Below are 25,944 nucleotides of genomic sequence, written 5' to 3'. Positions count from 1 at the left end.
TGACGCCCATCGCCACGCAATTGCGTTTCGCACGGCGTGAATTCTCACAGGCGCGAATCTGTCCGAAGGCGGGAGGCCGTGTTAGGTTCCTCCTGGGTGCCGGATTCCTTAACACGACAGGAGCATGGGATGGCGGATAACAAGAAGAAGCGCGGCGGTGCCGATGCCGCGCTGATCGCAATGAGCGAAGCTTACGAAGTCGCCTATTGGTCGAAGAAATTGAAGATCACGCCGGCCCAGCTGAAAGCCGCCGTCAAGAAGGTCGGCCACTCCGCCAGGAAAGTGGAAGCCTATATCGGGGAGCAGAAGCACAAGGCCGCCGACCGCGCCCTGATCGCCGTCAGCCAACCCCACGAAGTCCGCTACTGGTCGAAGAAATTCAAGGTCACCCCGGCGAAACTGAAGGCTGCCGTCGCCGCCGCCGGGCATTCGTCGAAAAACGTCGGTGTCTATCTGGCCAAGAAGAAAACGACCAAGAAGAAAGCCGCCAAGAAGACCGTCAAAGCGCCTGCCAAAAAGAAGGCTGCAAAAAAGAAGACCGCCGGCAAGGCGTCAAAGAAAAAGGCCGCCTGAAAGGCGGCCTCAAAGCCGGGCATGGCTTCTTCGAGCAACAGCGCCGCGATCGCGGACCCGTCGCGCCGCACCGGGCGACGGCTTCAGGCGATGGCGGCTTGCGTGAGGCTCAATAACCGCAGGTGGCGCAACGCGGCGCGACCGGCGCATAATAGGCACGGGCCGGCGCAACCATTTCAACGCGCTGCTGGACGGCGTATCGCGGGGCTGACCGTTCATAGTGGACGCGGCCGGGCGAGACCATCACGGTCTTCGGCACCATCACAGTGCGATAGCGCGCCGGGGTGCGATACGCGGTGACGCGGCCGGGCGAAACCATCACGGTTTCCCGCACGGTGCGGTACTCCGCCGGGACCACCTGCTGCACGTATTGCTGACCGCAGCAGGGCTGCGGCTGGTAGCAGGAATAACAGCCGGCGGAAGCGGCGGTCGGGATGACGGCGACGGCGAGCGCGGTGGCGAAGGCGGCGGCAATAACGCGAGACATGATTATACCTGCTGGCTTGAAGAAAATTCGTGAAGTTGCACGCAACTTCGTCCGTTTGAATGATCTAGCCGAGCAACACCATGCGTCAACTTGAAAACAATATTTACCTTGACGAACATCGCTAACGACTCGTGAACAGCGATCTAGCCTTCCGAGGCGGGCGCGGAAGTTTCACGACCGGTAGGGACGCGTCGCGACATGCTCCTGACAACATAGAGCAGGGCAACCGCAAAAGCCGGATAGACGATGACCCGATATGTGAACGACTCCGGACCGTAGGAACGGCGCAGAGCGATCGTCAGAAGCGTTGTGGAGACCACGGTAACCGCCGTGAAAACGACGACGCTCCATTTGCCAGGAATCCGCGATGAAACGAACTCTGCCATTGTCAGGAAGGTGATGATCAGCATCCAAAAAGGAGCTTGCGTGATAACCGCGATCAACAGGGCAATGACGATTGCGCCAGACGTGACTGCGCCCCCGCCGGTGCAGCATATCTGGTAGGATGCGACCAGCCACCACAACACGGCGGCGCCTATGCAGGTGATTACTCCCATTCACAAAGCTTAGGGTTGAAAGGTGACTGACGCCTAAAGGGGCAGTCCTTTCCGATCAGCGCTGGTTTACGTTTGCTTCATTGGCTTCACGAGACCACGCCGCTACCCGCGCACGCTTGCATAGTCCCAGCCGATCCAGTCGCAGAGCGCGCGGCCCATCACGTCTTCCAGATCGGCGCCCTTCAGCCACGGCAGCTCCTCGGTGAAGAACGTGACGCATTGCCGGTAGCTGCAGGGCATCCGCGTGATGTCGGTGCCCCAAAACATCCGCTTCGGCCCATAGGCATCGAAGATACGATGCAGCCCGTCATGGATGTTGCGGAACGGATAGTACTCGGTCGAATAATGCGGCGCACCGGTCGCCTTGACCGCGACGTTCGGCAATTGCGCCGGCGCGAGCAGCTCATCGAGATGGACGAACGCCGCGGCATCGCGCCCGTGCCGGTTCAGGCCGCAATGATCCAGGATCATCTTCAGGCCGGGATGCCGTTCGGCGATCTCGCGAAATTTCGGCAGGAACAGTCCGCCCATCATCGCCAGCGGCAGCCCCTCCTGCTCGGCCGCGGGCCACAGCCAGTCGAGCGAGCCGTCGTAGAGCCACTTCTGGTGCTCTTCCAGCAGCAGCGGCCAGCGCAGCCCCATCATGCCGGACTGCTTGCGCCAGCCATGGATCAGCTTGCGGTCGTCAGGATCTTCGAGGGCAAAATTGCCCATGATGGCAAAGCGGTCCGGATAATTCCGGACCGCCTCGATCGCCAGCGCATTGGAATCGGGATCCCAGCCGGCTGGCGGATGGATCAGCGCGGCATCCACACCTGCCTCGTCCATCTCGGCCAGGACTTCCTCGGCCGCGAACTTCGCGACCTTGCGATGCAGCCCCGACGTCGGCGTCACGGTTTGCGACCAGATGTGAACCTGCGAACCCTCCCCCGTCATTCCGGGGCGATGCGAAGCATCGAACCTCAGATGTGCAATTGCACATCGGGGAATCTCGAGATTCCCCGATGCGCAATTGCGCATCTGCGATATGGTGCTAACGCACCATTCCGGAATGACGTCGTCAGTTCACCGCGAAGCAATACATCAGGCCGTCGCCGCCGGTGCTCTTCAGATCGTTCTGCGAACAGCCGCCATCCGGTCCGCGCGACGGATGCGACGAATTCCAGGACTTCGAGGCGTCGTCGTCTCGCAGGCCGACACGGTCGATGTGCCCGACCAACGCCGCCCCCTGCGTGCTGCTCGTCCAGTTCTTGCAGGTGCGGTCCTCGCCGGCTGCAAAGGCCGTTCCGTCCGGCTGCGAGCCCGTCAGCACGTCATGCCGGTTCGGCGTATCGCCGCGGCCATTGATGACATCGCCCTTCTCGCTGAGCGCGGTCTGTTTGGTGAGACCGTTGCTGCCGTGCAGTTCGGCGACGTCCTTGGCGACCACCGCACCCTTGGAATTCTTCCATGGTCCGTTGCCGATGCGGTCGCGCGCATTGACGGCGGGCTTGCCGTCGGCGGCCTGGGTCGAGAGATAGGCGCGCCAGGTCTTACCGCCCGCGCCGGCAGCCTGCGCCAGCGTCTGGCATTGATTATCGGCCCCGGCGAGGCCGCCGAGATTGCCGCCATTGCCGATGCCGTTGCTGGTCACGAAGAAGCTGGTGTCGGCCGATTGCGCCTGCGCCGGCGCTGCGGCGAGAAGCGAGATCGCCGCGAGGACGAAAGCGGCCGGTGAGATCATCCTGGAAACGAGGTTCATCGAAGCCTCCCTTTTTTCTTGTTGGTACGTCGTCAAAAACACGCCGCGGCGATCATTATTCCGGAGGCATAGCGTTTTCGAGCGAAGTGGATACCGGTTCGCATAGCAATCAAGTTTGCGCAGATTGCGTAAACTTATCTGCGGTAGAAAACGCGTCAAAATAAGAATCGGCGGCAAAGCAAAAGGCGCCGCGGAATTAACCGCGGCGCCTTGTATGTTTTAGCGTTTAGCAGAAGATCAGTTGGTCTGCTGGATCGCCGAGAGTTCCCATTGTCCGCCGGATTGCCGGGCAAAGGTCCAGACTTCCGTCGCCTCGATCGGGGTCTCGCTGCCCGAGACCAGACGGTTGGTGCCGCGCTCCAAGGTCTTGTCGACCAGCGAGAAGCGCATCGCGACGCTCGCATAATCGGTTTGGCCTTCGCGCCAGGCTTCTGCGAGGTCGCCCTGCAGCAGCTTGACGTCGGAGGTCTTGTTGACGTCGTTGTTGGCCTTGTTCTGCTCGAGGTCCTTGGTGAAGTACGACACCATCTCGGGCGTTGCGAGCGTATGCAGTTTCGCGACGTCCTCGTTCGACCATGCGGCCTGGACTTCGCCAAGCAGCCGTTCGAACGCCTCGTAGTCGGTAGGCCCGATCTCGAGCGGTGCGGGGGCGCTCGATCCCAGACCAAAGCCCATTCCGGAGCCGAAGCCGGTCTGCGGCGGGGCTGAACCCGCGGCAGGTCCGGCACCGGAATTGGCATAAGCGTTCGCCGGCGTGTGGCGGCGCTGCCACCACGACATCGCCAGCTTGACCACGATCAGGATCAAGCCGATCTGCAGCACCAGGCCGATGATCGACATTATTCCGCCGAGGCCGCCGGCCAACCCACCACCGGACAGCATGCCGAACAAGCCGGCGCCGAGGAAGCCTGCGGCGAGACCGCCCATCATCATGCCCATACCGGGCCGGCTGAAGAAGCCACCCTTGGCTGCCCCTGCGGCGGCTCCAGCGGCCGCCGGTGCGCCCGGCTGGCTGAAGGTACGGTTCATGGGCTGCGCCGCGTTGGGCGCCGTGGTGGTGCTGGGCGGAGCCGAATAGGTCTTCGATCCCCGCGAACCGGAACTGTTGCCGCCGCCCACCCGGGCGTCAGCCGCCGTGATGGCCATCGCGGCGGGAACCGCCAGCGACAGGACGATGGCGAAGGCCCGGACAATTCCGCGCGTGCGTTGCGAGAAATTCATATCTGTTTCCTCAATTCCCCGGCATGGGGAAGCAGCCCCTAAGATGGTCAGAGCTGCTTAAAAGTGAAGCCGTAAACGGGAACAAGCGCTGCGGCCCTCAGTCGCGGGGATGTGACGATTAGGCCGGTTGTACGATTGAACCCGTTGGAACTCAGAAGCTTTCCGCGCTGACCTAGCGAGTCGGATGGGGATCGGCCGCGACGGGTCGAAGGACGGGTGCAAGGACCGGCCCGAGGATGCTTAACGCCACCTCACCGACCGGCGATGGATGCGATGTTTCCTCGGCCACGAGGGCCTGATCCATGGTGTGGGCCCCGAGCTCGCACATGGCCTGGGTTGCGACATCGCCGCGGCGAACACATTCCTTGGCCAGAAATTCGAATTGCGCCCGCGCCTGGCGCAGGGTCTCTTTCGGCACGACCGCGCTGTTTTCTCCGGGCGCTGAATCCCGGTCCGGCGGTTGAACCGGAGGCAAGCCGCCTTGGGCTTCCGCGCGCGGGTCGGCGGCCGCAACGCCGAGCTGGCTGATCCGGTCAAAGGCCGACCGAAGCTCCTCCCGCTTGGCCTCGAGCACCTCGATCCTCTGCTGCAGCTCCTCGTGTTCGTTCGCGGTCGCGACGCGGATCGTCGCAAGCTCGTCCTCGCGTGCTCGCAGCCTGGATTGCCAATCGTCACGTTCACGATCAAAGGCAAGCCTGAACTCGGCCATGACGGCCTCGCTCTGCGACAGCTTTGCCGAGAGCTCGTCGCGCTCGCGCAGATGCTCGCTGCGCTGCTGCTCGATTTGCTTGATGCTCGCATCCAGGCTTGCCTTCAGCGCGACACGCTCCTGATCGAAGCTCGTACCAAGCTCGGCCAGGGCGGATTCATGCGCCTGCGATTTCGTCGCGGCCTCCTCCTGTGCACCCTCCAAGGTTTCCTGCGCTCGCTTCAACGTGTCGCCGAGCTCGAGCAGCTCCGCCTCCCGCCCCTGCAGCGTCGTCTTGAGCGTATCGCGCTCGGTGATGATGAAACTGGAAAGCTTTACATGCCGCTCGACGTCATGCCGAAGGCTTTCGCATTCGGTTTCCAGCTCGTCATTCTGGTGGCTCACGGTTTCGTACTTGTATCGCCACAGCTGTTCCTCATCGAAGGAGCCGGAAACGCGCGCCATCAGGCCGTCGATCAGATCGGCCGCCCGCAGCAGATTTTCGGCGTTTTGCCCGTTGGACATCATGTCGGCGAAACGGCGCAGAAAATACGCTGTTTCCGCGGCGTCAGCCGCCTCGGGAACCGTGGCAGGATCGGTCATGCAACATGCCTTCGTGAGCAGCGTCGGTGCCGTATGCGGACACCTTAACCCCGTTCAGAACGGCAAATGTATGGTCGCGCGGGTTTTCCGGCCCAAGCGTCGGGAACAAGGGCCGTTCCCGCCTCGCAACAAATCCTGAAATCCGGACCGAAGACCGAAAGGCCTTACGACGCCGTCATCGTTTCCTTCACCTTCGCGACCAGCGCGCTCAGCGCGAAGGGCTTGGCGAGGAAGGCGAACTGCTCGTTTTCCGGCAGGCTCTTGTCGAAGGCCTCTTCGGCATAGCCGGAGACGAAGATAATCTTGAGGTTGGGATTGCGCTGCCGCATTTCCTTGAGCAGCGTCGGGCCGTCCATTTCCGGCATCACCACGTCGGAGACGACGAGATCGACCGCGCCGTTCTTCTCCTCCAGCGCTTCCATCGCCTCAATGCCGTTGGCGGCCTCGATCACGCTGTAGCCGCGCGAACGAAGACCGCGCGCGTTGAGCGAGCGCAGGCCGTCCTCGTCTTCCACCAGCAGGATGGTGCCCTGCCCGGTCAGATCGGCCTGCGGCTTCGGCGGCTCCGCCACGGCTTCCTTGGCGGCGCCATTGGTAACCTGCGGTTCGGGCGCGGCTTCCAGTTCCGGACGGTGCCGCGGCAGGAAGATGCGGAACGTGGTGCCCTCCCCCGCTTTCGAATCCACGTAAACAAAGCCGCCGGTCTGCTTGACGATGCCGTAGACGGTCGAGAGCCCGAGGCCGGTGCCCTTGCCGACCTCTTTGGTGGAGAAGAACGGCTCGAAAATCTTGTCGACGATCTCGGCGGGGATGCCGGTGCCGGTATCGGCAACGTCGATCCGCACGTAGTCCGCCGCCGGCATGCCCTTGTAGGACAACAGCGCGGCTTCATCCGTCGTGACGTTGCTGGTCTTGACCGTCAGCTTGCCGCCATCGGCCATCGCGTCGCGGGCGTTGACGGCGAGATTGACGATCACCTGTTCGAATTGCGAGACGTCGACCTTCACCGGCCAGAGATCGCGGCCGTGCACCAGGTCGAGCTTGACCTTCTCGCCGATCAGGCGGCGCAGCAGCATGGTGAGATCGGAGAGCGCGTCGCCGAGGTCGAGCACCTGCGGCCGCAGGGTCTGGCGGCGCGAGAACGCGAGCAGTTGCCGCACCAGCGTCGCCGCCCGGGTCGCGTTCTGCTTGATCTGCATGATGTCCTGGAACGACGGGTCGGTCGGCTTGTGCGCGTTCAGCAGGAAGTCGTTGGCCATCATGATGGCCGAGAGCACGTTGTTGAAATCGTGTGCGATGCCGCCGGCGAGTTGGCCGACCATGTCCATCTTCTGCGACTGGTTGATCTGGTTCTCGAGCGTGCGCCGCTCGGTGGTTTCCAGCATGTAGACGATGGCAGCTTCGGTTTCGCGCTCGTCCTCCTCGACCGCGGTGACGAAATATTGCGCCCAGCGCTCCTTGGCGCCGTCGAGCATGGCTTCGACCGGCGCGATGTCGCCCTGCCCTTCGGCGGCCTGGTTGATCGCCGCTATCAGCAGGCTGCGGTCGCGGGCGTTCACGCTGCGGAAGATCGACTTGTTGGCGGCACCATCCGCACTCAGGCTTTGCGCCAGCTTGGCGAAGCGGGCATTGGCGCGCACCACCGCGCCGGCGCGGTCCACGGTCGCGATCGCCATCGGGGTATGGTCGAAGAACCGCATGAAGCGCACTTCAGCGGCGCGCTCGGGGTCGGAATGCTCGTCGCGCGCGCGGCTGATCACCAGCGTCCGCGACGCGCCGGGCACGCCGTCGGCGCCGAACGCCAGCTTGTGAAAGAGCCGCACCGGCATGGTCTTGCCGCTGCGCATGCGCAGATCGATGTCGAGCACTTCGGTTTTGACTTCGCCCGGCACCGCCACGATCGAGGTCAGCAGCGACGCGCCGTCGCCCGATACGATATCGGTCAGCTTCAAGCCGCCCGATCCGATCTCGGCAAGGTCGTGATCGAGCCAGCCCGCTAGCGTCGCGTTGACATAAACGACCTCGCCTGAAGGACTGACCGAGAAGAAGCCGCAAGGCGCGTGATCGAGATATTCGATCGCGTGCTGCAATTCCTTGAAGACGTCCTCCTGGCGCTCGCGATCCCGTGTGATGTCGGCGATCGACCACACCGAATATTTCGCCTCGCGCTTGCTGGCGCCGAGCGGACGGACCCGCATCCGCAGCCAGCGGCCATGGGCGCCGTCGGTCCCTGCGATCCGGACTTCCTCCTGCTGCCGCTTGCCCTCGCGCGCCGCCTTGAGCAGGCGGAACACCGCCTCCGACACATCGGGATTGCCGATGAAGACGCGCTCGATCGGGCGCACCTCCTGGGCGGTCGCGGCCCCCGTCAGCGCCAGATAGGCGGCGTTGGAATAGACCACATGGCCGCGCGAATCGGTGACCGCGAGCCCGTCATAGGCATGGTCCGCGATCCGCCCCATCACCGGATCGTCGGTGCTGCGGTCGGTGAACCGGATGATGCCCGCGGCGAAGGCGAACAGATTGAACAGGCCGACCATGGCCAGCAGCGCCAGCACGCCGAGGATATAGGGCTGGGCCTGGGCGCGGCCGATGGTCATCAGCACGACCGCGATCGCGACGATGCCGGCGGCCACCAGCAGCACCAGCACGATGCTGCCGCCACGCCGCGCCGGCTCATGGGCCGCGAAGGGCTCGGGGGACGGATGGCTGTCGGTTTCGGCGGTCATATCAGGGGACGCAAGCCCGTCGGCATCGGATGGCGCGCTGATCTGCGCGCCTCCCTTGAGTGCCTGAATCGGACCGGCAAGCGCAAGTCCATCAGGCGGCTAATTGGCATCAATAGCGGTTTCAAGCGAAATGAGCACCGGTTCGAGTGAAGAAAACACGTAAAAAATTTCGTCCAGGGCTTTATCCAACGCATTTCAAGGCAATTTCCGACCCATCCGTCAGTTGCGCCGGCCGGCAGCGTCGCGCTTCAACCCCATGACGAAGCCGATGATTTCGGCAACCGCATGATAGTGCTCGACCGGGATTTCCTCGTCGACATCGACGGTGGCATAGAGCGCGCGCGCCAGCGGCACGTTCTCGACGATCGGAATGTCGTGTTTCTTGGCGATCTCCCTGATCTTGAACGCGATATTGTCGACGCCCTTGGCGACGCAGACCGGCGCCGACATGCCGCGGTCGTAGGACAGCGCCACCGAATAGTGGGTCGGGTTGGTGATGATCACGCTGGCCTTGGGCACATCGGTCATCATCCGCTTCTTCATGTTGGCCTGGCGCAACTGCCGGATCTTGGCCTTGATGTGGGGGTCGCCTTCGGACTGTTTGAACTCGTCCTTGATCTCCTGCAGCGACATCTTCTGCCGCTCGAACCACTGCCGGTACTGGAAGAAGTAGTCCGCGATCGCCACGGCGGCCAGCATCGCCACCACCGCGCCCATCAGATGCAGCGTCAGACTGGTGGTGACGCCCATGATCGCCGTCGGGTCGAAGGCCAGGAACGATTCCAGCCGGTGGCGCTCCGGCCACAGCACCGCCATCATGACGGCGCCGAGCGCGACCAGCTTGAACACGCCCTTGAGGAAATTCGCCAGCGCCTGCTTGCCGAAGATGCGCTTGAAGCCGGCGCCGGGCGACACCTTGCTGAATTTGGGCGTGAGCGATTCCGACGACCACACCAGCCGGTGCTGGATCATGTTGCCGGCGATGGCCGATAGCATCAGCATCAACAGCGGCACGCCGATCGCCGCCAGCACGGCAATGCCGAGCGTATTGCCGAGCTGCAGCAGCGCCGAGCCGTCGGCGCGCAGCGTGCCGGCATTGGCGATCAAATTGCGCAGCGGCATCAGGATGCCGCCGCCGATCGAGCCCGAGAAGGTCGACAAAACAAGCGTCGCGCCCGCGATCACGAACCAGGTGTTGACCTCCTGGCTCTTGGCAACGTCGCCCTTCGCATGCGCGTCGTCGAGGCGCTTTTGCGTAGGGTCTTCTGTTTTATCGTCGCTATCGTCGGCCATCGCGGTGCCTTGGCTTTTTTATTTGAGCATGATCTCCGCGCAAACGCTTCGCGTTTGTCGCGAGGGAAAACCGGTGCCCACTTTTCCGGATCATGCTCTATCTAAGAGGTGTGAGCTCGTGCATGACGCCGGTGAAGTAGTTCAGATAGGTGCCCATCATCGCCGTGAGGACGCCGGCGAAGATCAAGAAGCCGATCAGGATCGATAGCGGCACGCCGACGAAATAGACCTGCATCGCCGGCATCAGCCGCGCCAGAATGCCGAGCCCCATGTTGAAGACGATGCCGAACACCAAAAACGGCGCCGACAATTGCAGGCCGATCTTGAAGGCGGCGGCGAAAGCCCGGGTCGCAAGCGCCGCGACATCGCCGGTCGGCATCGTCTCGCCCGGCGAGAAGATCCGGTAGCTCTCGTTGAGCGCTGCAATGACCAGGTGATGGGTGTCGGTGGCGAACAACAGCGTGATGCCGAGGATGGAGAGGAAGTTGCCGATCAGAAGGCCCTGCTGGCCCTGGGTCGGATCGACAGCCGTGACGAAGCCGAGGCCGAGCTGCTGGGCGATCACCGATCCTGCGACCGCCAGCGCCGACAGCGTCACCCGCGCGGTGGCGCCGAGCACCACGCCGATGACGATCTCGTGCACCATCAGGACGCCCATCGCGCTCATCGAGGTCAAATCGACCTGATAGGCGGCGCGGTGCAGCGGCAGGATGATCAGCGTCAACAACAGCGCGATCGCGAGCTTGATCCGGACCGGGATGTTGCTCTCGCCAAATCCCGGCAACAGCATCACCATCGCCCCCACGCGGGCGAACACCAGCATGAAGGTGGCGGCAAGGGCCGGCAGGAACGAGACATCGATGCGCATGGCTCAACCACAGTGCATCATCCGCCTATGATTCGCGACGATATCCGCATCATGTAGCCCTGCAGCGAATCCGCCATGAACGGCAACGCCAGCAATAGTGTCACGAAGATCGCCAGGATCTTCGGCACGAAGATCAGCGTCTGCTCCTGGATCTGCGTCAGCGCCTGGAACAGCGACACCACGACGCCGACCACGAGACCGACCACCATCAGGGGCGACGACACCACCACGATGGTCCAGATCGCATCGCGCGCCACGTCGAGGGTTTCAGCACCGGTCATTTTTTGTCTCGTTTCTATCCCGCCTGCACAATTGCCTTCGTCATTCCGCGATGGTCCGAAGGACCAGACCCGGAATCTCGAGATCCCAGGTTCGCGCTTACGCGCGCCCCGGGATGACCGCTTTCGCGGTCAAATCGGCATCTTCATGATGTCTTCGTAGGACTGGATCACCCGGTCGCGTACCGACACCAGCGTCGAGACCGCGACGTCGGTCTCGGCCACCGCCGTCACCACGTCCATGACGTTGGCCTTGCCCGAGGTCATCGCGATGGTCTGGGTGTCCGACTTCTTGCCGGCTTCCATCACGCTGCCGACGGCATCCTTGAGCAGCGCGCCGAAGGACGGGCCGCCCGAAGTCTGGCCGCCCTTCTCGGCGCCGCCGGTCTCCATGATGCGCGAGAGCGCGGCGTAGGCGTTTGCAGCAACGGTCGGTGAAGCCATGGTCTATGATTCCTGTTTCAGGCCTTGAGGATGTCGAGCGTGCGTTGAATCATCCGGCGCGTGGCGCTGATGATGTTGAGGTTGGCCTCATAGGACCGCTGGGCTTCGCGCATGTCGGTCATTTCGACCAGCGGGTTGACGTTGGGGTATTTGACGTTGCCGGCGGCGTCCGCCGCCGGGTTGCTCGGCTCGTGCTTGATGCGGAACGCCGACTGGTCGGTGCGCACCTTGCCGAGCGTCACCACTTTGGCATCGATCGTGCGGTCGAGCGCCGAGGAGAAGGTCGGCACCTTGCGGCGATAGGGATCGCCGGCGGAAGTCGGCGCGGTGGAATCCACGTTCGCGATGTTTTCCGAGATCACCCGCATCCGCCCGGCCTGCGCGCGCAGGCCCGAGGTCGCAATGCTCATCGAGCGGGCGAAGTCGCTTCCACCATCATCTGCCATGATCCGGTTCCCCTAAATGCGGCGCGTCAGCGCTTTCCGATCGCGGTTTTGAGAAGTCCGAGGCTGCGGGTGTAGAGCGAGGTGGCCGCCGCATAGTCCATCTGGTTGGCGGAGACCCGCATCATCTGGTCTTCCAGGTTGACGGCGTTGCCGGCCGGTCGGGTCAGGAAACCGCTCTTGCCGCCATCGCCGTCGAAGGTCTGGGCGCCGCCGGACACGCCGATATGGCTCGCGCTGGTGCGCATCATCGCCATCGATCCGAACCCTCCGCCGACGGTGGAACCCTTCTTGTCGAATTTCGGTTCCACCAGGTCGCGCGGCTTGAAGTTCGGGGTGTTGGCGTTGGAAATGTTTTCGGCGAGTACCCGCTGGCGCTCCTGATGCCACTGCATCTTGGTGCGCAGCGCCGACAGGATCGGAAGATCGTTGATGGCCATCGCGAGCGGGTCCTCGTTAACCTCTGGCAGGCGCCGCGAGGTAGGCAGAATTTGCCCGGTGTATGGTTAACGGCTGGTTAAAATCCGCAGAATCAGGCCGTGGACAACGCGCTTGCACGGGGGCCGGCGCCCAAAAGAGCGCATTTTCGCCACGAAACCTGCGTTAACCAGCAACGGCCAACGCGGCCGGGGGCGCTCAGAAGTCGTTTTGGATCAAGCGATTCTTGGTCTATTAATTAATGGGCGGCAGCGTTTGCCGTGGGGAACTAAGGAATAGGGCTCATCTCGGGCGTGATTCGCCGGTCGACGGATCGCTTCGGAACATGAATATCGTTTCGGAACATGAATCCGGAAGAATCATGTTCAACTTGGAAGATCAGGTCCGCGCACCTCGAAGCAAGCATGTGAGAACGGCCTGAGGCCGGGGACTAGAGAATGCAGACAGCATATTTCATCTTCGCATTCATCGCCGTGCTGGCGCTGATCGGCGTTGCCGCATGGCTGGTGCGGCGCTTCGCCACCAACCGCCTTGGTGCCAACCCGAATCGCGGGCGGATGCCGCGGCTGGCCGTGATCGACGCCGCCGCGGTGGACGGCCGCCGGCGCCTGGTGCTGGTCCGGCGCGACAATGTCGAGCATCTCCTGATGATCGGCGGCCCCAGCGACATCGTGGTGGAACCCAATATCGTCCGTGCCATGCCGGGCCGTGAGCAGATGGCGCCGCGGCCTGCGGTCACTGGCGAGCAGCCGCCGCGTATCGCCCCGCTGCCGGATGCCGGCTGGAACGACGAGAGCGCGCGCGACCCGTTCGATCACGCCGAGCCGCAAATGCCCGAGCCGCCGCCGCGCCCGGCACGGCCCGCTTTCGCCGACGAACTCCGCCGCCCGGCGCCGCCGCCGATGGCCGAGCGCCGCACCGATCCACTGGCAAGCTTCGCGCCGGAGCCGATGGGCGGCCGGCCGGAACCGCGTCCCGATCCGGTCCCGCCGCGCATGGCGCGCAATGAACCCTTGATGCCGCGGCCGCAGCGCCAGATGGAGCCGCCGAAGGCGCCGCCGCCGGTCCGTGCGCCCGAGCGTGCCGCAGCACCGCCGCCGCCACCCCCGCCGCCTGCGCCTCCGCCGCAGTCCGCCGACCAGAATCTCGCCGAGATGGCGCAGCGGCTCGAAGCTGCCTTGCGCCGGCCGGCCGATGCCCCGATCGCGCCGCCGGTCGCGCCGGAGCCGCCGCCTGCCCGCCCCTCGCGCAGCGAGACGCCCGCCCCGCCCCCCGCGCCCGCGCCGCAGAAAAGCGGGTTTGAGAATCTCGAAGACGAGATGGCCTCATTGCTGGGCCGCCCGAAGTCTCCTTCGTGAGATCGGCGAAAGCCCCGCGTAGAGTTTTATTTTTTGTCACACTGATAGCCGCCGGATCGCTCGCCGATCCGGTGCTGGCGCAGGACATCAGCATCAATCTAGGCCAGGGCGGTGGCGGCGTCACCGAACGCGCGATCCAGCTGATCGCGCTGCTGACGATCCTCTCGATCGCGCCGTCGATCCTGATCATGATGACGTCGTTCACCCGGATCGTGGTGGTGCTGTCGCTGCTGCGCACCGCGCTCGGCACCGCGACCGCACCGCCGAACTCCGTGATCATTGCGCTCGCAATGTTCCTGACCGCGTTCGTGATGGGGCCGGTGCTGCAAAAATCCTATGACGACGGCATCAAGCCTTTGGTCGCCAACCAGATCGGCGTCGAGGACGCGCTGCAAAGGGCGTCCGTGCCGCTGCGCGGCTTCATGATGAAGAACGTCCGCGAGAAGGACCTCAAGCTGTTCCTCGACATGTCGCGCGAGCCGCCGCCGGCGACGCCGGAAGAGATGTCGCTGCGGATTCTGGTGCCGGCCTTCATGATCTCCGAGCTGAAGCGCGCCTTCGAGATCGGCTTCCTGTTGTTTCTGCCCTTCCTGATCATCGACCTCGTGGTGGCGTCGGTTCTGATGTCGATGGGCATGATGATGCTGCCGCCGGTCGTGGTGTCACTTCCGTTCAAGCTGATCTTCTTCGTGCTGGTCGACGGCTGGTCGCTGGTGGCGGGAAGCCTGGTGCAGAGTTACGGGACGTAGCTGATTTGATCCGCGCCGGTGTCACGGACGGTCGGATACGCGGTCGCGCCGGCCTTCTCGACGACAGCCGTCGTGATCATACTGATACCGTTGTCCGCGACCACGTCTTTGGTCCGCAATTCCACCGCGAAAAACGCGGTGCCGATGATCGCGACCACGACAGCTATCGCGACCGGAACCAGCGTTCGGTGTGTATTCCTGGGATGCATAAAAATTAGTCCGTCTCTCGTACTACTTGGCTGCTTGGGAAGCTACGATTTGGGATCGAAACGGTTTCAATCAAGGAGCTCACGGATGACAAGTGCGCGACTGGTAAATGCCAGCGATCTCGACGCGCTGCTGGCGCTGTTTGCCGAGTCCGACGTCAGCCGGAGTGCCGAACCAGAACGAGCTAGAATAATTTGGGCGCAGATCCTCGCCCGCGAAGGAGTAATGATCTTTGTATCGGACGAAAGCAGCAGAATCGTTTCAACCTGCACGCTCATCACCACGCCCAATCTTCTGCGCGGCGGTCGTCAGTTCGGCATTCTCGAGAACGTCGCCACCCATCCCGACTTCCAGGGACGCGGCCACGGCCGCGCGGTGATCGCGGCAGCCCTTGCCGAGGCGTGGAAGCAGGATTGCTATCAGGTACTGATGCAAAGCGGCCGGGCCGATCCGCGTGTGCATCGGTTTTACGAGGCTTGCGGCTTCGTGCCGGGACTTCGTACCGCCTACGCTGTGCGCAATCCTGCGAAATAGGAAAGGCGCGCAACTCCTCGCGGTCTACTCACCCTTGAAATCATACTGCTTGCAGAGGTGGTCGCCGATCTGCACCAGCATCGCGACGCATTCGGGATAGCCCGGCTTGTCGATCGTCGCCTGTTCGGCACTGACGCGAAACTCCCAAGAGTCGCCGTCGCGGAGCACGGAGATCACCATTCCATCGGGGCAATCGTTATGGACCTTCAACTCGGCCCTTGCCATCGCAATGAGTTCGGCTTCGGTCTTGGCTGGCTTGCTCATGGCGATAGTTCCCCCGGTGGCGTCTTTGATTTTGTGCGCGCAGGTTGCCGGTTCGGAAGCCGTCTGTCGAGGGGACGAGACCGCGGCGCGATACCTTGCCGCGCCGGCCGCTATTTCGGGATGTGCTTGGTGAATATTCTGACGACATAGCCCTTCACGGCCGGCGCCGCGTCGAACATGTCGGAGGCGATGCGCTCGACGGCATCTCGCAACGCCAAAAACTGCGCCTGTCTTGCCAGGCTCTCGGTTCCCTTGACGCCTGCAAGCTCGTCCATGGCGGCGTCACTGATCTGGCATTCGATCGGCTCGTCCCCATTTTGCATGGTGAACTTGAACGCCAATCGTTCGTTGTCGTGTCCTACAATTCGGCCCCGGGTCAGCGGCATCGAACGACAAACTTCCATACGGCTTGATGTGTGGATTTCGCTTAACCGACGAAACGCTGGCGCGCAAACCCCGCCGGGGGTTGCCTGAACTACTATTTTGCCGCTCCGGCGGTTTTGTGTCCTGATATCGCGGGCAGCGAACCGGTGTGGACCGGCTCGCCCCTGGCCATTTCGGGCGAAATCGGCGCGCGCGCGGTGGCGTCGGGGAAGCGGACCTTCATTTCCCGGATAAAGCCATCGAGCGTGTCGACGCCTGCCGCCATCTTGGCGATCGAGACAAATTCGGCACTTGAGGCAGCGGCCGGCTTGCTTGCGATATCGAACGCCATCCGGTCGGTATCGCCCAGCATCAGCGGCGCATATTTCTCGCGAAAGCGCGACAGTCCAATGGCGTCCTCGGCGAGCGCATATCCGACGACAGCGCGGATCACGTCGCCCTTCTCCACCGCGTTCAGCGGTTTGAAGTCGCGCCAGCGATCGGCATAGTACAATTCGATCTGTTCGGAGGCCTCGCGCCACTGCCGTGACGCCCAGTAGATGTCGGAACGCAGGCGGATCGCCTCGCGTCCGGTGATGTTGGAGATGATGTCGAGCGCGAGATCATGGCGTCCGACGTCGCTTTGCGCGCGCGCCTCCAGCAACAGGCGCTGCTGGCGCAACTCACCGGAGAGATCGGCGATGCGCGTGGTGCGCAGCGCCGCGACAGCGCGATCCGGCTTGCGGTTGGTCAGATAGACCATGGCAAGGCGCGCCGCCACCTGCGCGCGCGCGGCGCCCTCCAGCCGTTTGTCGATCTGATACTGCAGCAGCTCGGCGGCCTGATCGAGCAGGTCGACCGCCACCAGGCGGTCCGCCAGACGGCGGATCATCTCGTCGCCGCGGCGGCCGATCGGCGTCAGTTCGCGATATTCGTAGAACATGCCGAGCGCATCGATCGGCTTCATGTCCTCGCCCTTGGGGCTGAGAAAGAGCTGCGCAAACAGCGCGGACGCGGCGTCCTGGCCCTGCCGCGCCAGTTCGGAATTCGGCTGCAGCCGGGTCGCGGTCTTGGCCGCCGCGAGCGATTCCTCGTAGCGGCCCGCGTCAGCATATAGCTGCGACAGTACAGCAAGGGTCTTCAACTCGATCGCGTCGCCACGCCAGATCGCCGACAGCGTTTCCAGTTCGCGCAGCACCTCGGCTTGCCCGAGCTGGCCGCGCCGCTGGCGGAGCAAGACCTCCAGCAGCTTGGCTTCGGCCGCGGCGGGCCGATCGGACGAATTGGCGGCGAACCGGTAGGCGTCGAGTGCGTCCTTGTCGTGGCCGAGCGCCTCGGCCAGCCGTCCGCGCAACACCGCGATCTCCGGCTTCATTTCCTTCGGCACGCCGACGACCTCGAGTTCGCTGCGGCGGCGCGAGGCTCCGGCATAGTCCTTCACCTCGAGCGACGCCCGCATCGCATCCGCGGTCACGATGCGCTGCATTTCCAGCGGCAAGGCCGCGATCGAGAATTCGGCGTTCTTGAACTTCTCGCGGGCGTCAGCCCATTTGCCCTGGCGGGCAAAGGCGAGCGCCTTCCACAATTGGGAGTCATAGCCGTTGCCGATCACCGGACTGGCCAGGCCCTTCAGTCCCCGCTCGGGATGGCCGATCAGGATGCTGGCGACCGCATTGACCATGACGACGCCAGCGTCTTCACTTCCAGCCTTGGATTCAGAGAGGATGAGATTGGTCACTCCCCTCGCTTCCTGAAACATCCCCCGCGCCATATAGAAATTGGCAAGGTCGAGCCGGGCTTGCGCCAGCCCGTCATCGCCGGCCGCGGCCGCCGCCTTGATCAGCGCATCCAGCCGGCCCAGAAAATTCTCCTCGCGGTTCTTGCGCCATTCCTTGGCGTCAAACAACGACCGCACCGCCGCGGTGGCGCGTTCGGCAGAGACGTCGGCCGACGACAGCGTCAGCCCGCCCGGCCGGCCGAGCATGACCTTGTCGGATCCGACCTCGGCGGTGATATCGTCGGAATTGGGATGAACGACGACGCCGTGGACGGATTCCAGCAGCGACAGCTCGACGAAGTCCTGCCGCTTGATGAAGCCGCGGGTCGGCGGCGGCGCGGTGACCACCAGCAGCGTGTCGCCGGCGTCGGGGTCGACCAGCCGATGCATGAGGCCGGGGTTCGCCAGCGGCACGGTGACGTTGGCCAGCGCCGGATCGGTGATGTTGCGCAACACCTGCAGCGGCAATGGTGGCGCTTGCACACGATCGGCAAATGTCAGCGTCCAGATCATGCCGTTGGCGCGGCCATCGCTTTCAAGCGACGGCATCTGCGGCCGGTTGAGACGAATGCGGATGGCCTGGCCTTTTTCCAGCGGCAGCCGGCTGACGTCGCCGATGATTGCGCCGCCCTTGGCGCGGATCTGCTCGACATCGATCGGCCCGGTCTGGTCGAACACCAGCCACACCGTGTCGGCGCGGCGGAACATGGCCGCAGGCGTCGGCGCGGCAAAGGAGAACATCACGCGCAGGCCGTCGCTGTCCCGCCTCGCCTCGACGGCAGCCGCCGGTGGTTCGGCTTTCTTCGGCGCCTCAACGGCAGCAGAAGCGGCCTTCTTCGGTGCTGCGGGTTTTGGCGTCTCGATCGCGGCGGCCGGCTTTGCTTCCGGAGGCTGTGCGGCTTTCGGCGTCTCCGCTGGCGCCGTCTTCTCGGCCGCAAGCGCCGGCTTCTGAGGTACAGCCGGCAACTTTTCCACGGCGGGTGTGGGCGCTGCAGCCTGCGGCGCCGGCTTCTCCGCTGCAGGAGCAGCCTGCTCGACGACCGGCATCGCGCCCGGCGTTGTTGCGGGGGCTGGCGGCGCTGTTTCCATTGCGGGCGGCGCCTGCTGCGGTTCGCCGGGCTTGATCTCGATTTTGGCCTGCTCGGCGATTGCCTCCGACGTAACCGGCGGCAGTTGCGGGAGATGCTGCGGCGGGATCGAATCGTTCAGCGGCTTGCTGTGGGCGATCGCCTGGGCAGCGGCGATCTGCGCTGCGACCCCCGACCTGGCCGTCGGGGCATGCGCTACAGCCGGGGTATTCGCGGCAGCCGGGGCTTGCGCCTGTTCCGCCGCCGGCTTGTCGACCTGCTGGAAGGCGACGTCGATGACGTAGTTCTTCTCTTCGCGGAAGGAATGCACGTCGACTTCGCCGATCAACACGATATCGACCGCGGAGGCATCGCCATCGGTCCGCTGCGTGATCGAGGCGATATTCGGCGGCGCCGCCACCTTGGCGTCGGCCAGATCGAACGCCAGCACGCCGTTGAACTGCAGCGTCAGCTTCTGCTCGTTCAGCACCGAAGAAACGTTGACCCCGTTGGGCATTTCAAAGACGAAGCGGACAAAGGTCGGCTGCACCGAGGCGCGGACGCGCACCGGCGGCTTCTTCTTGGCCGCGGCAACCGCAAGCTGGGCGCGCAGCGCGCGTTCGGCGGCGCGGGCCCGCGCGGCCAGTTCGCGAATGACGTCGGCCGGCAGCGTGGGCGGCGGGCCGGTCCAGCTGTCGGGCAGGAAGTCGACGAAGATCCGCTCGCCGGCCGTCATGGTGTTGATCGTCGCCCGCCGCGCCAGCGACAGCCGGATCGCCGAACCATCAGGGTCGCGCCGGGCTGAGCCGACATAATCGGGCACGGCGTCGCTCAGTTTGTCGACGGGAATGTCCACCGGACGCTTGAAGCGGATCACGATGATCGAGCCGGCCGTGATGACGTCGGACTCGACGTCCTCGGCAAGCTTCAGCACCAGCCGCGCATAGCCGCCGGACGCCGTGAACGTTGCTTCGCCCTTGACCAGGTCCTGCGCCCGGCACGGCCAGGCCGCCGTCAAGCCGGCGAGTACCAGCAGGATGGCAAGTGGCGAACGGAGCCCAAGAGATCGGTTAAGAGATCGGTTAAGGGTTACATCAAGGCAGCGCCGGGCCATCCGCGCCAATGCGCGGCCTTGCGACCCAATTCCAGCGGCAGCCCTTTGCCCCATCCAGGATGTCTCTTGGCCTCAACGATTGCAGCAGCGAGGCGCCGTCGCCTTCGCGGCTGAATCTTGAATTGGCCGGCTTAAGGTATTGTTAAATATCCCCGTCAATTGGGCTTTTGCGACAGCATCTTGCCCTCAATTTTGGGCAATTCGGCCGTCGAGGCGGATTTGTCGGGTCCGGCGCGACGCGCCAGTTCCACGGTCAGCCGCTCGGCCGCCTCCGGCTGCATCAGGCCGAGAATGTCGGACATCTTGCGCGGCGCGATCTGGGAAGCGATTTCGTACAGAACGGACATTTCGAGCCGGTCGAACACCTTGGCGGCGTCCTTTGGCTTCATGCCCTCATACATCGTGATGATGCCCTTGAAGCGCGCGGCTTCGGTTTCGGCCTTCTGCCCGGTCGCGGTCGTGATCCGCGCCTCGGTGGCCTTCATCTCCTCGACCCGCCCCTCGATGCGCTTCTCGGCCGATTTCAACAGGCTCTCGCGGATCTCGATCTCTCGCGCGCGCTGCTCCAGTTCCTGCCGCCGCGCCTGCAGCCGCTCGAGAATGGCGCGCTCCGACGGCGATACCGACTGCTGGTTGGGTTCAGGAAAGATCACCGTGCCGCTTTGTTGCGGCGGCGGATCGGCGGCAGCGGGGGCCGCCGGCTTCGGCGCCTCCTCCTTGGGCTTGGGCACCGAGCCTGTGATGTCGTCGGGTTCAGGCTTGGAGGCGATCTTGGACGCCGCCTTGGAGCCGCCGCCCGGGAAATTGAAAGTATCCTGCGCCCACGACTTCTTGGCCGGCTGCGGCTGATAGTCGAATACGTATCCTCCGTCGATGACGAGGCCGGCCACCTTCAGCACCGCAAGGCCGAAGACGGCGACCAGCACCACCGGAATGACACGTATGTCGCGAAACGATTTCATGCAGCGAGGCCACTAGCCCTTCGGCGTTCCGAGAAAGCTTCCGCGGCAGCCGCGACTGCTCTTGCGCTCGATACCTTGGGAGCGGCGGCTTGTTCCGGCTCCGACGTCAGCGGCCGCGCTGCAACGGCGATCTTCGAGAGGCGGCGGATGATGCCGTCGCCCTCGGCCAGCATGCCCTTCAGCTGCGTCGACATCTGGGAGGCCGCGGTCAGCTGGCTGCCGAGGTGCTCATTGACGTCGCGAACGGTATGCTTGAGGCCGCCGATCGCACGCTCGGCGATTTCGGTGGCGGTGATCAGTTCGCCGATCGTTGCCTTGAGCGAATGCTCGTCCGCCTTCAGCCGCTTGAGGCGCGCGTTGAGCAGGATGCAATAACCGATCGTCAGCAGCAGCAGCACCGCCACCAGACTCTCGATGATAATTCCGAGGGAATGACTCATTGTGCCTCCATCAACTTGGTTTGCTCGTCGGCCTTCTCGAACATCGCGAAGGTGGTATTCGGTTTGCGCAGCTGCTTGGTGACGCGGATGGCGACGCGGTCGCCGACCCGGCCCATGCGGCCTTCGGTCAGCACGACGTTGCCGCAGCGGACCGACACCAGCGCGTCCTTTTTCATTTCCAGCGGCAGCGTGTCGCCGACCTTCAGCTTCATCAGCTGCTTGAGCGGCACGTTGGCTTCATACAGCACGGCGTCGACGGAGATCTCGGCTTGCGCCACCTCCGTGGCAAAGTGGCCTTCCCAGATCGGGTCGCGGCCAAACTTTTCGCCCATGAACATCTGCAACAGCACCGGCCGGATCGGCTCGATGGTCGCATAGGGCAGCAGCAGTTCGATATTGCCGCCGCGGTCTTCCATGTCGATGCGCAGCCGCACCAGGATCGCGGCGTTGGCAGGCCGCGAGATCGCGGCGAAGCGCGGATTGGTTTCCAGCCGGTCGATCGAGAACGTCACCGGCGACAGCGGCCGGAACGCCTGCTCGGCATCGGCCAGCACGACCTCGACCAGCCGCTTGACCAAATTGGTTTCGATCGTGGTGTAGGGGCGGCCTTCGATGCGCAGCGAAGTCTGGCCGCGGCGGCCGCCGAGCAGCACGTCGATGATCGAATAGATCAGGCTTGAATCGACGGTCGCGAGGCCGAAGTTTTCCCACTCCTCGGCCTTGAACACGCTGAGCACTGCGGGGAGCGGAATCGAGTTCATGTAGTCGCCGAACCGCACCGAGGTGATGCGATCGAGCGAGACTTCTACGTTGTCGGAGGTGAAGTTGCGCAAGCTCGTGGTCATCAGCCGCACCAGGCGGTCGAACACGATTTCGAGCATCGGCAGACGCTCGTAGGACACCATCGCCGAATCGATGATGGCGCGGATGCCGGAATTGTCGTCGAGATTGACGTCGCCGACGGTGAAGCCGAGCAGATTGTCGATTTCTTCCTGCGACAGAACCCGCTCGCCGCCGGCCTTGTTGCCGAAATCGCGGCTGCCGTCCTCGACCATCGCGGCCCATTGCAGGGCCATGCTCTCCGAGAGTTCATTGGCCGCAGCTTCTTCCGCCGCCGCCGCAGGATCCTCGGAATCGAGCGAGGCCTCCCATTGGGCGGCAATTGCGTCCTGGTCGAGGTCTTTACCGTTGGCCATGATTATGAGACCTGCTGAGTCACTGGACCAGGATTTCCTTGAACAGCACCGCGCTCACCTGTTGCGGCGCCAGCGCGATATTGACGCGCTTGGTCAGCTCCTCCTTGAGGCGAAACAATCCGGCCGAGCCGTTGATGTCGCTGGGGCGCAGTTCGCGCAGATAGGTCTGGAACAGATCGGTGACGCGCGGCAGCGTCGGCTTGATCGCCTCGAGCTGCTTCTCTTCCTTGAACTCGAGCACGACCTTGACCTTGAGATATTGCACGCGCTCGCCGGGGGCGCCGACCAGATTGACCATCATGTCCGGGACTTCGACAAAGGACGGCGGCTTCGGCGGCGGCGCCTCGGCGTGCTTCTCCTCGCCGTGGCCGCGCATCAGGAAGAACCAGCCCGCGCCGGCGCCAAGGATGGCGACGAACCCGACGGCGGCAATGATCACCTTGAGCTTGCCCTTTTTAGCCGGGACGGCTTCCGCGCCTTCGGCAGCACCTTCTGCTTCGTTGTCCGCCATTGCCCCGCCCGATCCAATTGGGAACGAACACGGTTGCCACCAGCCGGGCCGTACGAGGCCCCAGACGCGATACAAAAGCCGCCAGCGCACACGCGCTCTCTTCAAATGCAACGCTAGGGTAATAATGGTTAACGGAACCTTTCCATTGGCCCTCAACTAGGAAAAAGTTGCCGGGCAAACATGGTCAACAAGACCTTTCTGCCGTCCGTAATCGCCCCGGCAAAACGCCTAACTCCTTTAAAAATCGTCGTTTTCCAAACTGGCACGGCTTTCGCTGAGTACTTGGCGGACCACGGGCTTGGGAGAGCCTGGGCGGTTCGAGAGATCGGCGGGCGGCTTGGGAGAGCAGCACGCGGATCGATGAAGGGGAGAACCACCGATGGAGAATACGCTTCTCGTCGGACTATCGCGGCAGATGGTGCTGGAACGGCAGATGGATGTCGTCGCCAACAACGTCGCCAACGTCAACACCAACGGCTTCAAGGCCGACCGGTCGTTGTTCGAGCAATTTCTGCGCTCGCCCGCGCATGAAGACAATTTCCAGCGCCCCGACCGCCAAGTCGCGTTCGTGCAGGACCGCGCCACCTTCAAGGATTTCGCGGCAGGCAATACCGAAATCACCAAGAACCCGCTCGACGTCTCGATCGACGGCAAGGCCTTCCTTGCGGTGCAGACCGCGGCCGGCGAGCGCTACACCCGCGACGGTGGTCTGCAGATCAACAATCTGGGCCAGCTGGTCACCGCCGGCGGCAATCCCGTGCTCGGCACCTCCGGCCCGATCGTGTTCCAGCCGACCGACAAGGAAATCAACATCGCCGCCGACGGCAGCATCACCGTGGTCGAGGGCACCGGCCGCATCGACTCGGTCCGCGGCAAGCTGCGACTGGTTTCTTTCGCCGACGCCCAGCAGCTCGAGAAGGAAGGCAGCAACCTTTATTCGGCGGGCCAGGGCGTCGTCGCCCAGATCGACACCACTTCAAGGGTTCGTCAGGGCTTCATCGAAAAGTCGAACGTCAATTCGGTGACCGAGATGAGCCGCATGATCGAGATCACGCGCGCCTACACGCAGATCTCGGCGCTGCTGCAGCAGCAGAGCGATCTGCACAAATCCGCAATCGAGAAACTCGCCGAAGTTCCGGCATAACCTGAAAGTTTTGATCGATGCGCGCACTCTACACAGCCTCGACCGGCATGGCGGCACAGGAACTCAACGTTCAGGTGATCTCCAACAACATCGCGAACATGCGCACCACCGGCTACAAGAAGCAGCGCGCCGCGTTCCAGGACCTGATCTATGACCATGTGCGCCGGGTCGGCGCGCAGGCGTCCGATCAGGGCACCATCCTGCCCGTGGGCGTCGATATCGGCGGTGGCGTCAAGACCGTCGGCACGCCGCGCCTGATGAGCCAGGGCACGCTGCTGCCGACCGGCAACGAGCTCGACATCGCGGTCCGCGGCGAAGGCTTCTTCAAGATCCAGATGCCTGACGGCACCTACACCTATACCCGCGACGGTTCGTTCCAGATGGACGCGCAGGGCCGCGTCGTGACCTCGCAGGGCAACCCGGTGCAGCCGACCATCACGATCCCGCAGAGCGCTTCCGGCCTCACCATCAACGCCCAGGGCCAGGTGTCGGTATTGCTGCCCGGATCGACCACGCCGTCGACCGTCGGCCAGATCGGCCTGACCCGCTTCATCAACAAGGCCGGCCTCAACCCGATCGGCGACAATCTGTTCACGGACACGCCGGCCTCGGGGCCGCCGCAGGACGGCATCGCCAACACCGACGGTTTCGGCGACATGCAGCAGTCCAACCTCGAACAGGCCAATGTCGAGGTCGTCACCGAAATCTCCGACCTGATCGCGGCGCAGCGCGCCTACGAGATGAACGCCAAGGTGATCAGCGCCGCCGACCAGATGCTGCAGTCCACCTCCAACATGTTCCGCTGAGGAATTGTCATGATCGCCCGCGCGCTCCTCGTTGCCTCCGCACTGCTCGCCGCCTCCGCGGCGACAGCGGTCGCGCAGACCCGTGGCGACGTCATCGCCGCACCCGCGCTGCGCGCCAGCGTGACCGTCACGGGCGACCTGGTGCGGATCGGCGACATCATCGACAACGCCGGCAGCGCTTCGCAGATCGCGATCTACCGCGCGCCGGATCTGGGCACCACCGGTTCGCTGCCGGTCGCGCAAGTGCTCAATGCACTGCGCTCGCATCACGTGATCGGCGTCGACACCCGCGACCTGAAGGAAATTTCGGTGACGCGGCTGGCCCGCACGCTCGAGGGCAAGGACATCGAGCAGCAGATCGCGCGCACGCTGGAGCGCAAGAACGGCCTCGGCGAGGCCGCCAATCTCAATCTCACCTTCGACCGCGATCCCGGCGATGTCAGGCTCGATGCTTCCAACAGCGGCGGCATGCAGGCCGCCATCGTGCGCTTCGATCCGCGCAACGGCCGCTTCGACGTCACCTTCGAAATTTCCAACGACAGCGGCACGGCGCCGATCAAGCTGCGCTTCACCGGCACCGCGATCGAGACCATCGAGGCCGCGGTGCTGGCGCGCGCAATCGAGCGCAACGAAGTTCTGAAATCCTCCGACGTCGTGGTCGAGCGCCGCCCCAAGGCCGAAGTCGGCGCAGATGCCGCCACGCGCGACCGCGCGGTCGGCATGCAGGCGCGCCGCCAGCTGCGCGCCGGCCAGGCCGTCCGGGTTGCCGATCTCGCCAAGCCGGATCTGGTGCAGCGCGACCAGAACGTCACGCTGGTCTACGATTCCCCCGGACTTTACCTCACCGTGCGCGGCAAGGCGCTCGAAAGCGGTACCGAAGGCGACGTCGTCAACGTCATGAATTTGCAATCCAAGCGCACGGTGTCCGGCACCGTGATTGGCCGCGGCCAGGTCTCGATCACGGTCGCCGCGCCGCGCCCTGCGCCTGCCGCCGCCGATACCACCTCCTCGCTCGGCAGCACCGGACAAGCCGCCCCCGTCGCCGTCGCCAAACTCAGTTCGTCAGTCGCTCCAAAAGCCGAGTAATGT

The 25,944-nt window shown here is 63.9% G+C and carries 28 protein-coding genes; 7 read left to right on the top strand and 21 right to left on the bottom strand.

What is annotated here, in order from left to right; genetic code table 11:
* Positions 1 to 129 precede the first annotated feature (129 nt).
* On the top strand, positions 130 to 573 hold the full coding sequence (locus JQ600_RS16610) for a DUF3606 domain-containing protein (RefSeq protein ID WP_212387232.1): 444 nt from the start codon (positions 130 to 132) through the stop codon (positions 571 to 573).
* A gap of 109 nt (positions 574 to 682) precedes the next feature.
* On the opposite strand, the gene JQ600_RS16605 is transcribed toward JQ600_RS16610, so the two are convergent.
* The 13 genes from JQ600_RS16605 to flgB form a co-directional block, all read right to left on the bottom strand.
* Positions 683 to 1,060, bottom strand: coding sequence for a hypothetical protein (locus JQ600_RS16605; RefSeq protein WP_212264304.1), 378 nt, complete (start codon positions 1,058 to 1,060; stop codon positions 683 to 685).
* A 143-nt stretch (positions 1,061 to 1,203) separates the two neighbouring features.
* Positions 1,204 to 1,617, bottom strand: a complete 414-nt coding sequence (locus JQ600_RS16600) for a hypothetical protein (RefSeq protein ID WP_212489985.1) — start codon at positions 1,615 to 1,617, stop codon at positions 1,204 to 1,206.
* Between the two features lie 102 nt (positions 1,618 to 1,719).
* On the bottom strand, positions 1,720 to 2,553 hold the full coding sequence (locus tag JQ600_RS16595; protein ID WP_212489984.1) for an amidohydrolase: 834 nt from the start codon (positions 2,551 to 2,553) through the stop codon (positions 1,720 to 1,722).
* A gap of 124 nt (positions 2,554 to 2,677) precedes the next feature.
* A complete protein-coding gene (locus JQ600_RS16590; RefSeq protein ID WP_212387350.1) occupies positions 2,678 to 3,340 on the bottom strand; it encodes a lectin in 663 nt (220 codons plus the stop codon).
* Positions 3,341 to 3,595: 255 nt separating this feature from the next.
* A complete protein-coding gene (locus tag JQ600_RS16585) occupies positions 3,596 to 4,579 on the bottom strand; it encodes a TIM44-like domain-containing protein (RefSeq protein ID WP_212387241.1) in 984 nt (327 codons plus the stop codon).
* Between the two features lie 172 nt (positions 4,580 to 4,751).
* Positions 4,752 to 5,870, bottom strand: a complete 1,119-nt coding sequence (locus tag JQ600_RS16580; protein WP_212387244.1) for a hypothetical protein — start codon at positions 5,868 to 5,870, stop codon at positions 4,752 to 4,754.
* A gap of 164 nt (positions 5,871 to 6,034) precedes the next feature.
* Positions 6,035 to 8,599: a cell cycle histidine kinase CckA gene (gene cckA, locus JQ600_RS16575; RefSeq protein ID WP_212264299.1), complete on the bottom strand. Its 2,565-nt coding sequence runs from the start codon at positions 8,597 to 8,599 to the stop codon at positions 6,035 to 6,037.
* 219 nt (positions 8,600 to 8,818) lie between these two features.
* Positions 8,819 to 9,892, bottom strand: a complete 1,074-nt coding sequence (gene flhB, locus JQ600_RS16570; RefSeq protein WP_212387246.1) for a flagellar biosynthesis protein FlhB — start codon at positions 9,890 to 9,892, stop codon at positions 8,819 to 8,821.
* Between the two features lie 97 nt (positions 9,893 to 9,989).
* A complete protein-coding gene (gene fliR / locus JQ600_RS16565) occupies positions 9,990 to 10,760 on the bottom strand; it encodes a flagellar biosynthetic protein FliR (RefSeq protein WP_212387248.1) in 771 nt (256 codons plus the stop codon).
* 17 nt (positions 10,761 to 10,777) lie between these two features.
* A complete protein-coding gene (fliQ, locus tag JQ600_RS16560) occupies positions 10,778 to 11,041 on the bottom strand; it encodes a flagellar biosynthesis protein FliQ (RefSeq protein ID WP_192740264.1) in 264 nt (87 codons plus the stop codon).
* A 129-nt stretch (positions 11,042 to 11,170) separates the two neighbouring features.
* Complete coding sequence (fliE, locus tag JQ600_RS16555; RefSeq protein WP_212387250.1) at positions 11,171 to 11,482, bottom strand: flagellar hook-basal body complex protein FliE; 312 nt, start codon at positions 11,480 to 11,482, stop codon at positions 11,171 to 11,173.
* Positions 11,483 to 11,499: 17 nt separating this feature from the next.
* On the bottom strand, positions 11,500 to 11,928 hold the full coding sequence (gene flgC / locus JQ600_RS16550) for a flagellar basal body rod protein FlgC (protein WP_212264295.1): 429 nt from the start codon (positions 11,926 to 11,928) through the stop codon (positions 11,500 to 11,502).
* Between the two features lie 26 nt (positions 11,929 to 11,954).
* Positions 11,955 to 12,365 carry a flagellar basal body rod protein FlgB gene (gene flgB / locus JQ600_RS16545; protein ID WP_212387252.1) on the bottom strand — a complete coding sequence of 137 codons (411 nt, stop codon included), beginning with the start codon at positions 12,363 to 12,365 and terminating at the stop codon, positions 11,955 to 11,957.
* A 435-nt stretch (positions 12,366 to 12,800) separates the two neighbouring features.
* On the opposite strand from flgB, the gene JQ600_RS16540 reads away from it, so the two are divergent.
* Positions 12,801 to 13,721, top strand: coding sequence for a flagellar biosynthetic protein FliO (locus JQ600_RS16540; RefSeq protein WP_212489983.1), 921 nt, complete (start codon positions 12,801 to 12,803; stop codon positions 13,719 to 13,721).
* Positions 13,718 to 14,470 carry a flagellar type III secretion system pore protein FliP gene (fliP, locus tag JQ600_RS16535; protein ID WP_212387256.1) on the top strand — a complete coding sequence of 251 codons (753 nt, stop codon included), beginning with the start codon at positions 13,718 to 13,720 and terminating at the stop codon, positions 14,468 to 14,470. The genes JQ600_RS16540 and fliP overlap by 4 nt, the downstream gene beginning before the upstream one ends.
* Here fliP and JQ600_RS16530 read toward each other — a convergent pair.
* Positions 14,458 to 14,628, bottom strand: a complete 171-nt coding sequence (locus tag JQ600_RS16530) for a hypothetical protein (protein WP_212264292.1) — start codon at positions 14,626 to 14,628, stop codon at positions 14,458 to 14,460. The two genes, fliP and JQ600_RS16530, sit on opposite strands and share 13 nt — an antisense overlap.
* A gap of 136 nt (positions 14,629 to 14,764) precedes the next feature.
* Between JQ600_RS16530 and JQ600_RS16525 the strand changes: the two genes are divergently transcribed.
* Positions 14,765 to 15,211, top strand: coding sequence for a GNAT family N-acetyltransferase (locus JQ600_RS16525; RefSeq protein WP_212387258.1), 447 nt, complete (start codon positions 14,765 to 14,767; stop codon positions 15,209 to 15,211).
* A 24-nt stretch (positions 15,212 to 15,235) separates the two neighbouring features.
* Here JQ600_RS16525 and JQ600_RS16520 read toward each other — a convergent pair whose 3' ends face one another.
* The 7 genes from JQ600_RS16520 to fliL all read right to left on the bottom strand — a co-directional run bounded on the left by JQ600_RS16520 (position 15,236) and on the right by fliL (position 22,905).
* Positions 15,236 to 15,475 (bottom strand): hypothetical protein, encoded by a 240-nt coding sequence (locus JQ600_RS16520; RefSeq protein ID WP_212387260.1) that lies wholly within the window; start codon positions 15,473 to 15,475, stop codon positions 15,236 to 15,238.
* A gap of 110 nt (positions 15,476 to 15,585) precedes the next feature.
* A complete protein-coding gene (locus JQ600_RS16515; RefSeq protein WP_192740255.1) occupies positions 15,586 to 15,861 on the bottom strand; it encodes a DUF1488 family protein in 276 nt (91 codons plus the stop codon).
* A 92-nt stretch (positions 15,862 to 15,953) separates the two neighbouring features.
* The gene (locus tag JQ600_RS16510) at positions 15,954 to 19,850 is read right to left on the bottom strand and encodes a tetratricopeptide repeat protein (RefSeq protein ID WP_212489982.1); all 3,897 of its coding nucleotides are present in this window, start codon (positions 19,848 to 19,850) and stop codon (positions 15,954 to 15,956) included.
* A 101-nt stretch (positions 19,851 to 19,951) separates the two neighbouring features.
* Complete coding sequence (locus JQ600_RS16505) at positions 19,952 to 20,758, bottom strand: MotE family protein (protein ID WP_212387266.1); 807 nt, start codon at positions 20,756 to 20,758, stop codon at positions 19,952 to 19,954.
* The gene (locus JQ600_RS16500; RefSeq protein WP_212264287.1) at positions 20,755 to 21,198 is read right to left on the bottom strand and encodes a DUF6468 domain-containing protein; all 444 of its coding nucleotides are present in this window, start codon (positions 21,196 to 21,198) and stop codon (positions 20,755 to 20,757) included. Before JQ600_RS16500 ends, JQ600_RS16505 begins: the two co-directional genes overlap by 4 nt.
* Positions 21,195 to 22,394, bottom strand: coding sequence for a flagellar motor switch protein FliM (fliM, locus tag JQ600_RS16495; protein WP_212264286.1), 1,200 nt, complete (start codon positions 22,392 to 22,394; stop codon positions 21,195 to 21,197). The genes JQ600_RS16500 and fliM overlap by 4 nt, the downstream gene beginning before the upstream one ends.
* 19 nt (positions 22,395 to 22,413) lie before the next feature.
* The gene (gene fliL / locus JQ600_RS16490; RefSeq protein ID WP_212264285.1) at positions 22,414 to 22,905 is read right to left on the bottom strand and encodes a flagellar basal body-associated protein FliL; all 492 of its coding nucleotides are present in this window, start codon (positions 22,903 to 22,905) and stop codon (positions 22,414 to 22,416) included.
* A gap of 379 nt (positions 22,906 to 23,284) precedes the next feature.
* On the opposite strand from fliL, the gene flgF reads away from it, so the two are divergent.
* From flgF to flgA, 3 genes are read left to right on the top strand one after another with little or no spacing between them, the layout of a single operon-like run.
* Positions 23,285 to 24,049, top strand: coding sequence for a flagellar basal-body rod protein FlgF (gene flgF, locus JQ600_RS16485; RefSeq protein WP_212264284.1), 765 nt, complete (start codon positions 23,285 to 23,287; stop codon positions 24,047 to 24,049).
* 17 nt (positions 24,050 to 24,066) lie between these two features.
* Positions 24,067 to 24,855: a flagellar basal-body rod protein FlgG gene (gene flgG, locus JQ600_RS16480; RefSeq protein WP_192740248.1), complete on the top strand. Its 789-nt coding sequence runs from the start codon at positions 24,067 to 24,069 to the stop codon at positions 24,853 to 24,855.
* A gap of 9 nt (positions 24,856 to 24,864) precedes the next feature.
* Positions 24,865 to 25,941: a flagellar basal body P-ring formation chaperone FlgA gene (gene flgA, locus JQ600_RS16475; RefSeq protein WP_212387269.1), complete on the top strand. Its 1,077-nt coding sequence runs from the start codon at positions 24,865 to 24,867 to the stop codon at positions 25,939 to 25,941.
* Positions 25,942 to 25,944: the final 3 nt, after the last annotated feature.

Source organism: Bradyrhizobium sp. AUGA SZCCT0176 (assembly GCF_018130145.1).
Classification (GTDB): Bacteria; Pseudomonadota; Alphaproteobacteria; order Rhizobiales; family Xanthobacteraceae; genus Bradyrhizobium.
This window is presented reverse-complemented; position numbering and strand designations above follow the sequence as displayed.